The sequence below is a fragment of the Actinacidiphila alni genome, assembly GCF_900112845.1.
In the GTDB taxonomy this organism is placed as follows: domain Bacteria; phylum Actinomycetota; class Actinomycetes; order Streptomycetales; family Streptomycetaceae; genus Actinacidiphila; species Actinacidiphila alni.
Window position 1 is genome coordinate 548,615 of sequence record NZ_FONG01000001.1, and the last position, 15,354, is coordinate 563,968.

At 72.1% G+C, this 15,354-nt stretch carries 10 protein-coding genes; 5 read left to right on the forward strand and 5 right to left on the reverse strand.

Going from position 1 to position 15,354, the window contains the following annotated elements; translation table 11 throughout:
- Window positions 1-823: 823 nt before the first annotated feature.
- Window positions 824-4,810, forward strand: a complete 3,987-nt coding sequence (locus BM076_RS02265; protein ID WP_093711574.1) for a GH92 family glycosyl hydrolase — start codon at window positions 824-826, stop codon at window positions 4,808-4,810.
- A 311-nt stretch (window positions 4,811-5,121) separates the two neighbouring features.
- Window positions 5,122-6,660, forward strand: a complete 1,539-nt coding sequence (locus tag BM076_RS02270; RefSeq protein ID WP_093711575.1) for a carotenoid oxygenase family protein — start codon at window positions 5,122-5,124, stop codon at window positions 6,658-6,660.
- Between the two features lie 42 nt (window positions 6,661-6,702).
- Here BM076_RS02270 and BM076_RS02275 read toward each other — a convergent pair whose 3' ends face one another.
- From BM076_RS02275 to BM076_RS02285, 3 genes are read right to left on the reverse strand one after another with little or no spacing between them, the layout of a single operon-like run.
- Entirely contained in the window at window positions 6,703-7,482 is a 780-nt protein-coding gene (locus BM076_RS02275) for a hypothetical protein (RefSeq protein WP_093711576.1), read from the reverse strand.
- Window positions 7,482-8,030 carry a SigE family RNA polymerase sigma factor gene (locus tag BM076_RS02280; RefSeq protein WP_245795648.1) on the reverse strand — a complete coding sequence of 183 codons (549 nt, stop codon included), beginning with the start codon at window positions 8,028-8,030 and terminating at the stop codon, window positions 7,482-7,484. The genes BM076_RS02275 and BM076_RS02280 overlap by 1 nt, the downstream gene beginning before the upstream one ends.
- Window positions 8,031-8,058: 28 nt before the next feature.
- The gene (locus BM076_RS02285) at window positions 8,059-8,748 is read right to left on the reverse strand and encodes a hypothetical protein (protein ID WP_143120503.1); all 690 of its coding nucleotides are present in this window, start codon (window positions 8,746-8,748) and stop codon (window positions 8,059-8,061) included.
- 1,098 nt (window positions 8,749-9,846) lie between these two features.
- On the opposite strand from BM076_RS02285, the gene BM076_RS02290 reads away from it, so the two are divergent.
- Complete coding sequence (locus BM076_RS02290) at window positions 9,847-11,460, forward strand: hypothetical protein (RefSeq protein WP_245795649.1); 1,614 nt, start codon at window positions 9,847-9,849, stop codon at window positions 11,458-11,460.
- Window positions 11,461-11,524: 64 nt separating this feature from the next.
- Here the strand turns inward: BM076_RS02290 and BM076_RS02295 are convergent, their stop codons facing one another.
- Together BM076_RS02295 and BM076_RS02300 are read right to left on the reverse strand one after the other, a co-directional pair.
- Window positions 11,525-12,355, reverse strand: coding sequence for a M55 family metallopeptidase (locus BM076_RS02295; protein ID WP_093711578.1), 831 nt, complete (start codon window positions 12,353-12,355; stop codon window positions 11,525-11,527).
- Window positions 12,352-13,299, reverse strand: coding sequence for a N(4)-(beta-N-acetylglucosaminyl)-L-asparaginase (locus tag BM076_RS02300; protein WP_177246285.1), 948 nt, complete (start codon window positions 13,297-13,299; stop codon window positions 12,352-12,354). The genes BM076_RS02295 and BM076_RS02300 overlap by 4 nt, the downstream gene beginning before the upstream one ends.
- A 226-nt stretch (window positions 13,300-13,525) precedes the next feature.
- Between BM076_RS02300 and BM076_RS02305 the strand changes: the two genes are divergently transcribed.
- Both BM076_RS02305 and BM076_RS02310 read left to right on the forward strand, forming a co-directional pair.
- Window positions 13,526-14,185, forward strand: a complete 660-nt coding sequence (locus BM076_RS02305; protein ID WP_093711580.1) for an ATP-dependent endonuclease — start codon at window positions 13,526-13,528, stop codon at window positions 14,183-14,185.
- Window positions 14,186-14,390: 205 nt separating this feature from the next.
- Complete coding sequence (locus BM076_RS02310) at window positions 14,391-15,314, forward strand: response regulator (protein ID WP_093711581.1); 924 nt, start codon at window positions 14,391-14,393, stop codon at window positions 15,312-15,314.
- Window positions 15,315-15,354 lie beyond the last annotated feature (40 nt).

The window sequence follows — 15,354 nt, forward strand, 5'->3', positions numbered from 1 at the left end:
TCACCGTCAGCGCGCCCAAGGGCTTCACCGCGCAGCCGCGCAGCACCGGCTTCAAGGTCGACTCGGGCACCCTGCCCACCACCCACACCGTGCCGGTGCGGCTCACCGTCCCCAAGGGCACACCCGACGGCACCTACCAGGTCACCGTCAAGGTCACCCAGAAGGGCGGCCCCACGGCGACCAGGACCGTACCGGTGTCGGTGGCGACCTCCAGCTGTGAGGGGAGCAGCGGCTTCTGCGCGCAGGACCTGTCCGCGCAGTACGACGTGGACGGGGTGAGCACCGCGGGTGCGACCGGCGCCGACTTCGACGGCACCGGGACCAGCTTCCCCGCCGAGGAGCTGCCGGCCCCCGGGCCCGGTGTGCTCGGCGGGCGGGCCTACACCTTCCCCGACACCACCGGCAGCGCCGCCAACTTCGCCACCGCGCACGGCCAGACCGTGCCGCTGGTGCAGCGCGCCTACTCCGCGCTCGACGTGCTGCTCACCGCACACCACGGCGACGTGACCGGCACCGCCACCGTGCACTACGCCGACGGCAGCTCCGCGCCGGTGACCCTGACCGCCACCGACTGGGCCGCCGGCGGCCCCCGGCTCGGCGAGGACACCGCGATCCACGCCGACACCCGGTACGACAAGACCGGTGCGCGCGACGGCGTCGGCGTCAACATCTGGCACCTCGCCGTGCCGCTGGACCGCACGAAGACCGCGGTCTCCCTCACCCTTCCCGACGACACCCGGCTGGCGCTGTACGCGGTCAGCGGGCGTGACGCATGAGGCATTCCGAGCAGGACCCCGGAGCCGCAAGGAGAAAGGCAACACCCATGAGACGTGGCCCACTGCGCCGCACCCTCACCAGAACCGCGCTGGCAGGCGCGGTCTCGATGGCCCTGACCGTGCCCGTCACCGCGCTCGCGCACGCGGACACGGCGAAGTCCGGCGGCGGCACGCCCGCCCCCGCCTTCACGACGTCCTTCGAGTCCGGTGACGCGCAGCCGACCTGGACCGACACCGCCGAGACCGACGCCAAGGGCAACCCGGACGTCTCCGGGGTCACCGCGGGCACCCTGCCCGTGCTGGCCGGCAGCATCAAGGACAAGATCGCCGAGGTCACGGCCAGTTCGGACAACCCGCCGAACGAGGTCGCGAAGAACGCCGCCGACGAGGACCCCAACACCAAGTGGCTGACCTTCGCCAGTACCGGCTGGGTGCAGTACAAGCTGTCCGCGGACGTGACGGTCAAGAAGTACGCGCTCACCGCGGCGAACGACTCGCCGGAGCGCGACCCGAAGGACTTCACCCTCCAGGGCTCGGCCAACGGCACCGACTGGACCACCGTCGACACCCGTAGCGGTGTGAAGTTCGCCGGCCGGTTCAAGAGCAACATCTACGAGGTCGCCGACCCGGGCGCGTACCGCTACTACCGGCTGAACGTCACGGCCAACACCAGCGGCGACATCGTGCAGCTCGCCGACCTGATCCTGTCCGACGGCTCGGCGCTCCCGCCGCCGGTCTCCGGCATGACCACCGAGGTCGGCAAGGGCCCGTCCTCGGGCCCCAACGTCAAGCCGAGCGTGGGCTTCACCGGCCTCAAGGCACTGGAGTACGCGGGCAGCCACACCCAGTCCGGCGCCGTGCACGCGTACAACAAGCTGTACGACGTGCACATACCGGTGAAGCGGGACACCCGGCTGTCGTACGACATCTTCCCCGAGCTGACCGGCGGGGACCTGAAGTACCCGAGCACGTACGCCTCGATCGACCTGCACTTCACCGACGGCAGCTACCTCAGCAAGCTGCGGACCCCGGCGCAGGACCAGAACGGCGTCACGCTCAGCCCCAACGGCCAGGGCGCCGCGAAGATCCTCTACGCCTCGCAGTGGAACGCCGTCGCCTCGGACATCGGCAAGGTGGCCGCGGGCAAGACGATCGACCGCATCCTGCTCGGCTACGACAACCCGGCGGGCACCGCGCAGGAGGGCTCGAACACCCAGTTCAAGGGGTGGATCGACGACCTGACCATCGGCACCGCCCCGGCGCCGGACCGCTCGGCGACCTACGCCGACCACGTCGACACCCGGCGCGGCACCAACGCCTCGGGCTCCTTCTCGCGCGGCAACAACCTCCCGCTGACCGCCGTCCCGAACGGCTTCAACTTCTTCACGCCGGTCACCGACGCGGGCTCGACCAGCTGGGAGTACAGCTACGCCGCGCAGAACAACGACGACAATCTGCCGACGCTCCAGGCGCTCGGCATCAGCCACGAGCCGAGCCCCTGGATGGGGGACCGCGACACCTTCCAGGTGATGCCGTCCGCCGCGTCCGGCACCCCGGACCTGAACCGGAGCAAGCGCGCGCTGGCCTTCGACCACAAGGACGAGGTCGCCAAGCCGCACTACTACGGCGTCACCTTCAAGAACGGCATCAAGGCCGAGATCGCGCCCACCGACCACGCCGCGGAATTCCGCTTCACCTTCCCCGGCGACACCGGTGACGTGCTGTTCGACAACGTCAACAACAACGGCGGTCTGACCTTCGACGCCGCCAAGGGCACCCTGGACGGCTACTCCGACGTCAACATCGGCGGCGGCGAGGCCGCGACGCGGATGTACGTGCACGGCGAGTTCGACAAGACGCCCGGCACGGCCACCAAGGTCACCGGCCAGGGCCGCGACAATGTCACCGGCTACGCCCAGTTCGACACCTCGGGCTCCAAGACCGTGACGCTGCGGATCGCCACCTCGTTCATCGGCGCCGACCAGGCGAAGAAGAACCTGGACCTGGAGATCCCGCAGGGCACGTCCTTCGACACCGTCGAGAAGAACGCCGAGCGGCAGTGGAACGCCAAGCTCGGCAAGGTCGAGGTGCAGGGCGCGAGCGAGGACCAGCTCACCACGCTGTACTCGAACCTGTACCGGATGAACCTCTACCCCAACTCCGGTGCGGAGAACACGGGGACGGCCGCGAAGCCGGTGTACAAGTACGCCAGCCCGTTCTCGAAGGCCACCGGCACCAGCACGCCCACCCAGACCGGCGCGAAGATCGTGGACGGCAAGGTCTACGTCAACAACGGCTTCTGGGACACCTACCGCACCGAGTGGCCCGCCTACTCGCTGCTGGAGTCCAAGACCGCCGGTGAACTCGCCGACGGCTTCGTGCAGCAGTACAAGGACGGCGGCTGGACCGCCCGTTGGTCCTCGCCTGGCTACGCCGACCTGATGACCGGCACCAGCTCCGACGTGGCCTTCGCCGACGCCTTCGCCAAGGGCGTCGACAACTTCGACGCCAAGGCGGCCTACGAGGCTGCCGTGAAGAACGCCACCGTCTTCCCGACGGCCGGCGGTGTCGGCCGCAAGGGCCTGGACACCTCGGTGTTCAACGGCTACACCAACACCTCGGTCGACGGCAGCGTCTCCTGGTCGCTGGACGGCTACATCAACGACTACGGCATCGGCCAGATGGCCGCCAAGCTCGCCAAGGCCCCGCACACCTCCAAGGCCGACCGCGAGCGCTACCAGGAGGAGTCGGCGTACTTCCTGGGCCGCGCCCAGAACTACACCACGCTGTTCAACTCCAATGTCGGCTTCTTCGAGGGCCGCAAGGCCGACGGCTCCTGGCGCGTCCCGGACGCCTCCTACGACCCGCAGCAGTGGGGCAACGAGTACACCGAGACCAACGCCTGGAACTACGCCTTCACCGTGCCGCAGGACCCGAACGGCCTCGCCGCGCTCTACGGCGGCCAGAGGGGCCTGGAGAAGAAGCTCGACGCCTTCTTCGGCACCCAGGAGACGGCCGACGGTGACGCCGGCGGCTACGGCGGCACCATCCACGAGATGCTGGAGGCCCGCGACGTCCGGATGGGCGAACTCGGCCTGAGCAACCAGCCGTCGTTCGGCATCCCGTACATGTACGACTACGCGGGCGCCCCGGCCAAGACCCAGGCCGCGATCCGCGAGATCCAGCAGCGGCTGTTCACCGGCAGTTCGATCGGCCAGGGCTTCCCCGGCGACGAGGACAACGGCGCCACCGCCACCTGGCAGATCTTCAGCGCGCTCGGCTTCTACCCGCTGCAGGTCGGCAACGACAACTACGTGATCGGCTCCCCGCTGTTCACCAAGGCCACCGTCCACCTGGACAACGGCCGCAGCATCGTCGTCAACGCGCCGAACAACAGCGGCAAGAACATCTACGTGCAGTCGCTGCGGGTCAACGGCAAGCCGTGGAACAAGGTGTACCTGACGCAGAGTCAGCTGGAGTCGGGCGCCCGCCTGGACTTCACCATGGGCTCCAGGCCGTCGAACTGGGGCACCGGCAAGAACGCGCTGCCGCCGTCCCTGACCAAGTCCGGCGACACCCCGCAGCCGCTGGCCGACCTGACCGGCGCCGACCAGGGCACCGCGACCGCGGCCGACGGCACCGATGTGACCAAGCTCTTCGACAACACCTCGAAGACCGCGGTCACTTTCCCGGCCGCCGACCCGACCGTGCAGTACACCTTCGCCGGTGACACCGCCAAGAAGTCCGGGCAGAAGGCCACCTTCTACACCCTGACCTCCGGCAGCACCGCCGCCCAGGACCCGAAGAGCTGGCAGCTCCAGGGCACCACGGACGGCAAGCACTGGCGCACGCTGGACTCCAGGAGCGGCCAGACCTTCGACAGCCGGCTGCAGACCCGGCCGTTCGAGATCGACCACCCCGGCACGTACACCTCGTACCGCCTGGTGGTCACCGCGAACGGCGGCGACGCGTCCACCACGCTCGCCGAGGTCGAACTGCTCGCCCAGCAGCCGGGAGGCCACGGGCACCACTGACCCACCGTCAGTTCCGCTGCCGGTACGGCCGGCAGGACCCGCGAAAAGCCGGGGGCCGCGACAACCGTCGCGGCCCCCGGCCGCGTTGGCGGGTGCTCGTGATTTCTCCGGGGAATCCACCGGGGGAGTTCCGGGGTGGAGTTTTCTGTAGTGGCCCGGGCACCTTTTCCACCCTGCGCGTGCGGTGCCGGGCACCACCTCGATTCGGATGCGGGCCGCAATGACCCGGGACCCCGCCGCGCGGGAGAGTCGATCACGTCACCGTGACCGCGGTGGCGGACCGGACCGGTCGATGACGGGGAGTCGCAGCGATGACGGATCTCACGGGTTGCACACGCAGGAACATGGTGCGCGGCGGCGCCGCGGCGGCGGCCGGCGGCCTCGCCCTGCTGCACGGCGCGACCGGCGCGCAGGCCCGCTCCGGCGCGGCGGCCGGCCGGAGTGCCGCGGGCCGCGGCGACTTCACGCCCTACCCCTTCCTCAAGGGCGCCTTCGCCCCGGCCACGCAGGAGATCACCGCCCACCACCTGCCGGTGACCGGCCGCATCCCGGCCGCCCTGGACGGCCGCTATCTGCGCAACGGCGCCAATGTGCTGGGCCTCGAGGACCCGCGCACCCACCACTGGATGCTCGGCGACGGCATGGTGCACGGCGTACGGATCAGGGACGGCCGCGCCGAGTGGTACCGCAACCGCTGGATCCGGTCCTCGAGCGTCGCCGCCAAGCTGGGCGAGCCCTACCACGGCCCCGTCCCCGACAACGACTTCCCCAACAACACCCACGTCATCCCGTACAAGGGCAAGGTGCTCGCCGTCCAGGAGAGCGGCCCGATGCCGTACGAACTCGACGAGGAGCTGAACACCGTCCGCCCCTACGACTTCGGCGGCACCCTCAGCGAGGCGTTCACCGCGCACTCCAAGTACGACGAGCGGGCCGACGAACTGCACGCGATCACGTACTACCCGACCTGGGACCATGTGCGGCACCTGGTGATCGACCACACCGGACGGGTGGTGCGGACCACCAGGATCCCGGTCGCCGACAGCCCGATGATGCACGACTTCGCGCTCACCGAACGCTATGTGATCATCTTCGACACCCCGGTGACCTTCGACGCGGCGGCCGCCGAGGCGGGCGCGCTGGTGCCGTACGTCTGGAACGACAAGCACCCGTCGCGGATCGGGGTGATGCCGCGCAGGGGCGGCCGGGTCCGCTGGTTCGAGGCCGACGCCGGCTCGTACTACTCGCACACCCTCAACGCCTACGACGACGGCCGCTCGGTGGTGCTGGACTACATCACCTTCCCCACGCCCTTCTCCGCCGCCGGCCGCGGCCATTGGAGCGACGGCCCCTTCGCGCTCGGCACACCGCGCCTGGACCGCACCACGATCGACCTGGAGCACGGCAGGGCCCGCAGGACCCGGATCGACGACCGCCCGCAGGAATTCCCGCGGATCAGGGAGAGCCTGGTCTCCCGCAAGCACCGCTACGGGTACGCCGCCACGGCCGCCGCGATGTGGACGGCGTACGAGACGCTGGACGGCGTGCCCCCGGACACCCGCTTCACCAACGCGCTGATCAAGCACGACCTGGAGCGCGGCACCACCCAGACGCACCGCTTCGCCAAGGACGCCGCCGTCAGCGAGCCGGTGTTCGTGCCCGCGCACGACAACGCCAGGACGGAGGACGACGGTTACGTGCTGTCCTACGTCCACAACCCCGAGCGCGGCGCCACCGACCTGGTGATCCTTTCCGCCCAGGACTTCACGGGCGCGCCGCTGGCCCGGATCCACCTGCCGGCCACCGTGCCGCTCGGCCTGCACGGCAGCTGGGTGCCCACCGCCTCCTGAGCCCCTCGGGCGGGCCCGGCCGGGGGAGTTGGGCCGCCGCCGTCACCGCCACTCGGTGCTGTGGCTGAGGCGGTGGCGGCCTGAGTCGTACTCGTCGACGGAGACGATGGAGCGGGCGGCCGGGACCGCGACCACCCAGGCCCGGTAGGACGTGCCCGGGATCGTGACCGCGTGGCCCGTCAGATCGCCGCCGTCGTCCAGCCGCACCACCCCGTACGACACGTCGGGACCGGTGTTGCTGACGAACAGCCGGGTGCCGGAGGCGCCCTTGTCGTGCAGGCCGCGCAGCGCCATCTCGCCGCCGAAACTGCTGTCGTCCGGGCCGCCGACCGGATCGCATCCCGCCCACGGCCCCGCCTGATGGTCCACCAGCACCCCGCCGATCACCGGCCGCTGGCACACCAGCGGCACCCCGTCCGGCGGCGGCAGATCCGCCGGGAGCGCGCTCTCGTCCGGGTAATAGGCCATGGTCAGCGACCAGGCCGTGCCGTCCACCGTGCCGTGCCCCGCCGTCACGGTGACGGGCTCGGTGGCGGGCGTACGCGTCGGCTTCGCGGTCGCCGACGGCGTGCCGTCCGCCGGCATCTGCCGCACCGAAGGCGCCGGCTGCGCCGACCGCAGCAGCGGTACGGTCACGGCGGCGGCCACCACACAGGCCGCCGTCGCGGCCATCGCCAGCCTGCGCCGCCTGCGCCGGGCCCGCCCGGCCGCCACGATCCGCTCCACCGGGGCGGGGGAGGCGGGCCGCGCCGCCACCGAACGGGCCAGCGCGGCGCGCAGCCGTACGGCGCCCGGCTCGTCGCCGTCCTGCTCTGCGGTCATCACCGATCTCCCAGTCGCGTGGCCAACGGATGCCCGACGAGCGCGCGGTGCCCGCGCAGCTTGGCGAGGGCGCGGGACGCCTGACTCTTCACGGTGCCGACCGAGCAGCCCAGGGTGCGGGCCACCTCCTCGGCGGGCAGGTCCTCCCAGTAGCGCAGCACCACCACCGCGCGCTGCCGCTCGGGCAGATCGGCCAGCGCGTCGATCAGCGCGTCCCGCTCCTCACCGGCCCCGAGCCCCCCGCCGTCGGCGGCCAGGGACTCGGGCAGCGCCGCCTGCAACAGGTGGACCACCCTGCGCTTGCGGTAACGGCTGCGGTTGGCGTTGACGAGCGCACGCCGCACGTACTGCTCGGCGGTGTCGGGGCGCACCCGGTGCCAGTGCGTGTAGACCCGCGCCAGCGTCGTCTGCACCAGATCCTCCGCCTCGTGGAAGTCCCCGGTGAGCAGATACGCGGTGTGGGTCAGCGCACGCCAACGGGCGGCGACGAACCTGCTGAAGCGCTCGTCGGGTCCGCCGTCGGCCACGCTGTCGCGAGGGTGCTGCACGAAGAGGTGCCCCGCTCCTGTTCCGGTCTCAGTGCCACTCGGTCTCGTGGGTCAGCCGGTGGTGGCCCGCGTCGTAGGTGTCCACGGACGCGATGTACTTCCCGTCCGGGACCGCCACCGCCCACGCGTGGTAGTCGGTGCCGGGGACGGTCGCCGCCCGGCCCGTCAGCTTTCCGCCGTCGGTCAGCCGGACCACACCGTAGGCCACCTCGGGCGCGCTGTCGCCGACGAACAGCCGCGAACCGGTGGTGCCCTTGTCGTGCAGCCCCCACAGGCCCTCGCTGCCGCTCCAGCTCGGGTCGTGCGCGCCGGTCAGCGGCTGGCAGTCGGCCCACGGGCCGCCCTGGTGGTCGATCCGCACCCCGCCGATCACCATCCGCTGGCACAGCAGCGACGTCGGGTCCGGCTTCTGCGGCGTGCCGGGCGGCGGCGGCTCGACGGTGTACCCGGCGGGCAGCGTCGGGTGGAACTCCAGCGTCACCGACCACGCCTGGCCGTCGACCCGCCCGCGCGCGACGAGTTGGCGCACGGGTCCCGCTTTGTGCGTGGTCTTGGGCGCGGCTTTGTGTACGGCCTTGTGCACGGGGGCGGCCGCCGGGGCCGCGGCCGGGTGCGCGCCGGGCTCGGACGCGAACGCCGAGGCGCCGAACGAGATTCCCCCGATCGCCGCCGCGGCCGCGCCCGCGGCGGCGATCTTCTTCATACGGCTGAGGCCCACGGACTCTTCTCCTTGTGTCGGGGTACCGGACGGTGCCGATGCGCTCGGCTGCCCGTAGGTACTCCCGCCCGCCGGGGCGGGGTTGCACGATTCGGAGAAGTCGCGCCGTGCGGCGCCCTTCGGCGGACGGGGCGACCCCCGTACGACCCGTCCGCCCGGGGCGTGCGCCGTCGACGCTACGTGCCCTGCGGGCGGCACGGAAGGGGACTGCTGTCGCAGTCCGGGTGGACTCCTGTCGACCCGCACCCTTCCCTCCTGCGGAGTGCGGTGCGTGATCCCCTGTCGGGGGTGCCTGATCTCCTGCGGAGTGCGGCGTCTTCTCGCCTGACGGTGAGCGAGGTCTTTTTAGGGGCGCAGGGAACTGCGCGCTCAGCCCACGCGGGCCTTCAGACAAAGAACCGCCCCCAGCGGGGCAGACGCTGTTTGTATCGCGACCACCGGCCCGGTGGCAGCTGGTCGCGCAGTTCCCCGCGCCCCTCTCAGGCACCCACTTCCGCCGGCGCAGCGCCGCGTCGGCGCACCGCGCGAGCAACAGCCCCCACAGCGCGGTCGCGTCCCGCGCATGTACGCCCTCGGCGGGCACGAACACCGGTACGGTCGGTGACCGCGCCGCCCGTTCGGCGACCGCGTCGTCGCCGACCACGACGATCCCGGCCGCGCCCACCGGACCCCCGGCTTGCCCGAGCCAGGTCTCACCGGCGTCCGCGACCAGCAGCGCCCCGGCCGCCCCCGCCCACCCGGCTGCCGCCGACTCGCGGGCCAGCAGCACGCGTCGCACGCCGGACCGGCCGACGGCACCGGCCGCCGACCCCGCCGCGCGCAGCAGCGGCGCGGGTCCGGCGACGAGGTCTTCCCACTCCAGCATGGAGCCAGCATTTCACGGGGTGTGATCGAACTCGCTTGTGGCGTATGCCTCCGGCCCACGATACTGGCCGCACATACACCGGACGGGCGGGAACGCCCACGGGCCACGCCGAGCGGGAACCGCCGTGTCGGCGGTCGCGTCTTGCCCTCTTGGGGCCGGACACGGGGTCCGCCGGGTGCGGTGGGGACGTGCGAGGGGCGGTGATCCCGCCCGCTGAGCAGGGGGGATGCACCATGTCGTGGGACCAGCAGGGAGCGGGAGGCGGCGGTACGCCGGGCGGGTTCGGGCCGCCGGTGTGGCCGCCGGCCCCGCCGCCGATGCCGCCCGTACCGCCGGTGCCGCCGGCCCCGGCGAACGGCCCGCGCGCGCTCGTGGTCGGCCTGCTCAATCTCAGCGGCCTCGGTATCGGTTACGCCCTCACACGCCGCTGGCTCGCGCTGGCGGTCAGCCTGGTGGCGACCGCCATCCTGCTGTTCGTCGCGCTGCCCGCCGACGCCGACGGCGTCTCCGGCGGCGTCCTGATCGGCTATCTCGCATTCCTCGTGCTCGCCGCGCTGCACGGCGCCTACCGGGCCTTGCGCACCCCGCTGTCCTGGCCGCCGCGCACCCCGCTGGCGATCGTGCTCGGCGTCGTCCTGCTGGCCGCGCCCGTCGGCGCCGTCGCGTACTACAACAGCGCGCAGGACGAGGCGACGCAGAAGATGCTGCTGGACCGGCTCGACACCGCCGACCAGCTCGTCCAGGGCGCGAAGAACAAGCCGTTCGAGGACGCGCGGACCGACTACACGACGGCGCTGGCCGCGTACCGCGACCTCAACGAGCACCACCGCGGCTCCCGCGCCGCCAAGCGCGTGCCCGACCGGATGACGACGTACTACTCGACGGTCGGCGCGCCCTACGCGCAGAAGAACTACTGCGACGCGATCGAGCCGCTCAAGTACCTCAAGACCGTGCCCCAGCACTACAGCAAGAAGGACCTCGGCCCCCTCGTCGGCTGGCCCGACGACCGGCTGGCGACCTCGCTGTACGAGTGCGGGACGACCGATCTGGCCAACACCACCAGCGCGGACGCCGGCGACGGCTACCTCCAGGACCTGCTGACGACGTATCCGACGTCGCCGCAGGCCGCCAAGGTCGAGCCGGCCTTCGGGGCGGCCATCGACAAGACCGCCCAGGGCATCGAGGGCGGCGACCCGTGCGGGGCCACCGACAAGGTGCGCGCCCTCGGGGTGCGGGCGGGCAATCTCAAGGACAAGGCGAGCAATCTGTCCGGCGCCTTCGACAAGGACGTGAGCAAGGCCGACAGCTATGTGCAGTCGGGCAGTTACACCTGCGCCGTCCACGAGTACAAGGGCCGTGACTTCGACAGCGCGCTCAAGGACATCAACGACTTCGTGAAGAAGTACCCGCGCGACAAGAACACGCCGTACGCCAAGAAGATCGCCATCGCCGCCGAGATCGCGCAGGAGGTGCCCGACGCCGGCAAGAAGCTGCCGACCAAGGCGTCCGGCGGCAGCATCTCGGTGACGGTCAGCAACGACAGCCCCGACCAGGTGGAGGTGCTGTTCACCGGCCCGGTCACCGGCAGCTTCACGCTCAAGGGCTGCGGCTCGTGCACCACATACGCGAGCGAGGCGTCCGCGCACACCCAGGCGTGCAACAACAGCGGCAAGAACTACCCGAAGAAGACCCTCTACCTGCCGACCGGCACCACGTACTTCATGCACAAGTCGACCAGTTCGGGCAGCTCCGCGACGCCGGGCAGCGACACCGCCACCCTGCGCAGCGGCTACATCTACACCGAATGCGCCTACGTGGTGCGCAGTTCGACCTTCGGCACCTACTGACGCGGGAGGCGCGGGCGGCGCGGGTCGCTGCCCGCGCCCCTGCCCGCGCCCACCGTCGTGCCGCTCACTCCGCGATACCCCGGGTGAGCAGCACGACGGTGATGAAGGTGCGGTAGAGACGGATCGGATCGGTGTCGGTCATCCGGACCGTCGAAGCGTCGGCCGGATCCCGTTCGACCCCCGTGATCCAGGTCGCCATCTCCGCCAGATCCGGATTGCGCATCCGCACCGTCAGCGTGGCGGGCAGCTCGATCCGCGGCGGTTCGGCCGACGGCAGCGCCTCGACGGCCGTCCGCGCGGCCTGCTCGATCACCTCGCGCGCCGCCTCCGGATGCAGACTGTCGGCGGCGAAGCGCGACACCGAGGACTTCACCACCGCGGCCACCGCGCCCGGACAGAACGGCTCCAGCTCGGCGGCCGTGGTCTCGTCCCCGGTGACCAGCAGCACCGGCACCCCGTGCCCGAGCGCCACCAGCGCGTTGATACCGCTCTCGCCCGCGACCACACCATTGAGCCGCACTTCGGCGATCGCCAGCGGATTGTAGGTGTGCGACAGGGTGGCCCGCTCGCCGGCCATCGAGCCGTGGTAGGAGACGAAGAAGACGCCGTCGAAGGACGCGTCCAGGCCCTGCATCATGTACAGCGGCTTGTGGCGACCGGACAAGTAGCGTGCCCGCCCGGCCAGTTTGTCCGGGCGCAGATTGGACATCGTGGAGTGCGAGTCGTTGACCAGGAAGTCGTCCGCGCCGCCCGCCATGGCGCCCTCGATCGCGGCATTGACCTCCGCCTGGAGCAGCGTGCGGTAGTACGCGTACTCCGGCTGGCCGTGCCGGCACTGCGACCAGTCCACCACGCCCGCGGTGCCCTCCATGTCGGAGGAGAGATAGATCCTCACAGCACGCTCCGCGGCCGGAATTCGGGCTCGGTGGAGGAGTCGGTCATCAGCGCGTAGACGCTGCCCTCCTGCCCGGCCGCGCCGCCGTGCCGGCCGTCCGGCGTCAGGGCGAGCGCGCGCAGCTCCGAGCGGAAGTCGTCGGGCAGCAGCGCCGCGTCGGCCAGCGCGTCGCGGCAGGCGTCGGACGGGTCGCGGCCCGCCGCCAGCAGGTCGACGATCGTCCGCGCGGTGCCGCCGCGCATGCTCAGCTCGCCGCGGCCGGTACAGGCCGCGCCGCCGGACCGCAGATCGCACCAGTTGCCCGCGCCCGGCAGCGCCGAGTCACCGACCCGGCCCGGGTACTTGTACGGGTAGCCGGAGGTGGACACGCCGACGCACATCTCGCCGGAAGCGTCCAGCGCGATGATGTTGATCGTGCCCCACGGGCCGTCGTGCGGGGCGAGGCGGCGGATCAGGGCGAGGGCGCTCTCCCGGTAGCGGGCGTCGCCGTCGGTGGCCGCGGTGTTCTCGCCCTCCACCGACTGCTGCGAATCGGCGACCTGCTTGCGCCACTGCTCGCGCGACGCGTCGGTGAGCAGGTCGGCGGTGCTGAAACCGCACTCCTCGGCGAACAGGGCGGCGCCCTCGCCGACCAGCAGGCTGTGCTGCGGCAGCTTCTCCAGCACCGCGCGGGCCACCGAGATCGGGTTCGGGTAGCCCTTCAGTGCGGCGACCGCGCCGAACTGCCGCCCGGAACCCAGCATCAGCGAGGCGTCCAGCTCGACCTCGCCGCGCGCGTTGGGCAGTCCCGCGGTGCCCACGTAGTGGTCGGCCGGATTGTCCTCGCAGCGGCGCATCGCGGCCTCGACCGCGTCCAGCGCGGAGCCGCCGCGCCGCAGCACGTCCATTCCGGCCGGCAGCCCGGCCTCGCTGCGCTCGCTGCCGATGATCACCGCTTCGGGCATGGTCCTCCTGTCGGTGCCCGGCCGCCGGGCCCGCGCGTACGTCGCCGTACGCCCGGCCCCGCCGCCCTGCGCGTCCGCCCGCCGGTACGGCGTACCGGGGCGTATCCGTACGGCGTGCCGCCGGACGTCTCCGCAGTCTGGCACTCGATGTCCGGACTCCGGAACCCGGTCCCGGCCGGAAAAAATCATGCCGGGCCGGACGGGCGCAGGGGGGAGACTGGGGCACGTGGACACGATGACGCGATTCGGCCGGGCGGTGGTGGACTGGGCGGCGGGCGGCCCGGCGTCGGCCGGGGCGGCGGTGGCCGCCCGCGAACTGGCCGCCGTCACCGAGGTGCGGACCGTCGTCCTGGTCGAGGGGGTCAGCGACCGGGCGGCGGTGGAGGCGCTGGCCGCCCGGCGCGGCCGGGACCTGGCCGCCGAGAGGACGGCCGTCGTGCCGCTCGGCGGCGCCACCAGCATCGGCCGCTTCCTGGCCCTGGTCGGCCCGCAGGGGCTCGGCATCCCGGTGGCCGGCTTGTGCGACGCGGCGGAGGAGGGTTACTTCATGCGGGCCCTGGACCGGGCGGGCATCGGCTCGCCGCGCACCCGCGCCGAGCTGGCGGCACTCGGCTTCCACGTCTGCGTCGCGGACCTGGAGGACGAGCTGATCCGCTCGCTCGGCACCGACGCGGTACGCGAGGTGGTGGACGAACTGGGCGAGGGCCGGTCCTTCCGGATCTTCCAGAAGCAGCCCGCGCAGCGCGAGCGGGCGGTCGAGGGGCAGCTGCGGCGCTTCATGGGCACGCACAGCGGCCGCAAGGAGCACTACGCGGGTTCGCTGGTCGGCGCGCTGGCCGCGGACCGGGTGCCGGAGCCGCTGGACCGGCTGCTGGCGCACGTCTGAGGGTTTTCGCCGCGGAGGCGGCCAAGGGGGCAGGACCGTCGACCACTCCTCCAGCGTCGACAGGGTTTCGCCGCGGAGGCGGCTACGGGCGAGGGCCCGTCCAAGGGCGCGGGACGGAAGCCGCGGCACCGAATCCCGGCACCGAATCCCGGCATGGCGACAACGCATGTTGTCGGCCGGACGCCTGTGTCCCTAGGATGCGGGCATGCCGCACGACCTGGCCGAGCCGTCCGATCTGGCCGAACCCGCCGACCCGGTGGCGCCCTCCGACCTGGTGGAGCCCGCCGGCGCCGCCGCGCCGTCCGAGGACGTGCTCGCCGCACTGGCGGACACCGCCGTACGGGAGCTGGTCGGCGAGCTGACCGTGCGTTTCGCGCGGGCGGCCCCTGACGACCACCCGGCCGGACCCGAACCCGGACACGGCACCGGACCCGGTCCCGGTGCCGGCGCGGAACAGGGTCCCGCGGCCCCGGCGCTGGCCCGGCTGCGCGTGCTGGCCCAGCTCGCCCGGGCCGTCGACCGGCACGCCGCCGAGGAGGCCGTCACCGCCGCCCGGCTCGGCGCCAACTACCCGCGCCTCGGCCAGGCGTGGGGCATCACCCGGCAGGGCGCCCGGCGCCGATGGCCGGGCCTCGTCTTCACCTCGCATCCCCCCTCCAGGCCCCTCATGATCAGGAGCGACCCCATGAACGCCCTCTCCCCGCGCCGCACTTACAGCGTCCTGCTGGTCGAGGACGACCCCGCGGACGCGATGCTGATCGAGGAGGCGCTGTCGGCCGGCGGCATGACGCGGCGCCTCTCGCACGTCGGCGACGGGATCGAGGCACTGGAATTCCTGCGCGACCCGGAGCGCGAGCGCCCCGACCTGATCGTGCTCGACCTCAACATGCCGCGGATGAACGGCCGCGAATTCCTCGGCGTGCTCCAGGAGGACTCCGACCTGGCCTCCATCCCGCTGGTCGTGCTCACCACCTCCGCGGCGCCCGACGACATCGCCGACGCCTACCGCAAGCACGCCAACGCCTACGTCACCAAGCCGGTCAATCTGGACGAGTTCCTTGAGGCCGTGCAGCGGATCGACGCCTTCTTCCTGGAGACCTCGGCCCCGCTGCCCGCGCCCGGCGAGTGAGCGGTACGGCCCCGGGCGGCCGCCGATAATCGTTCGGAGA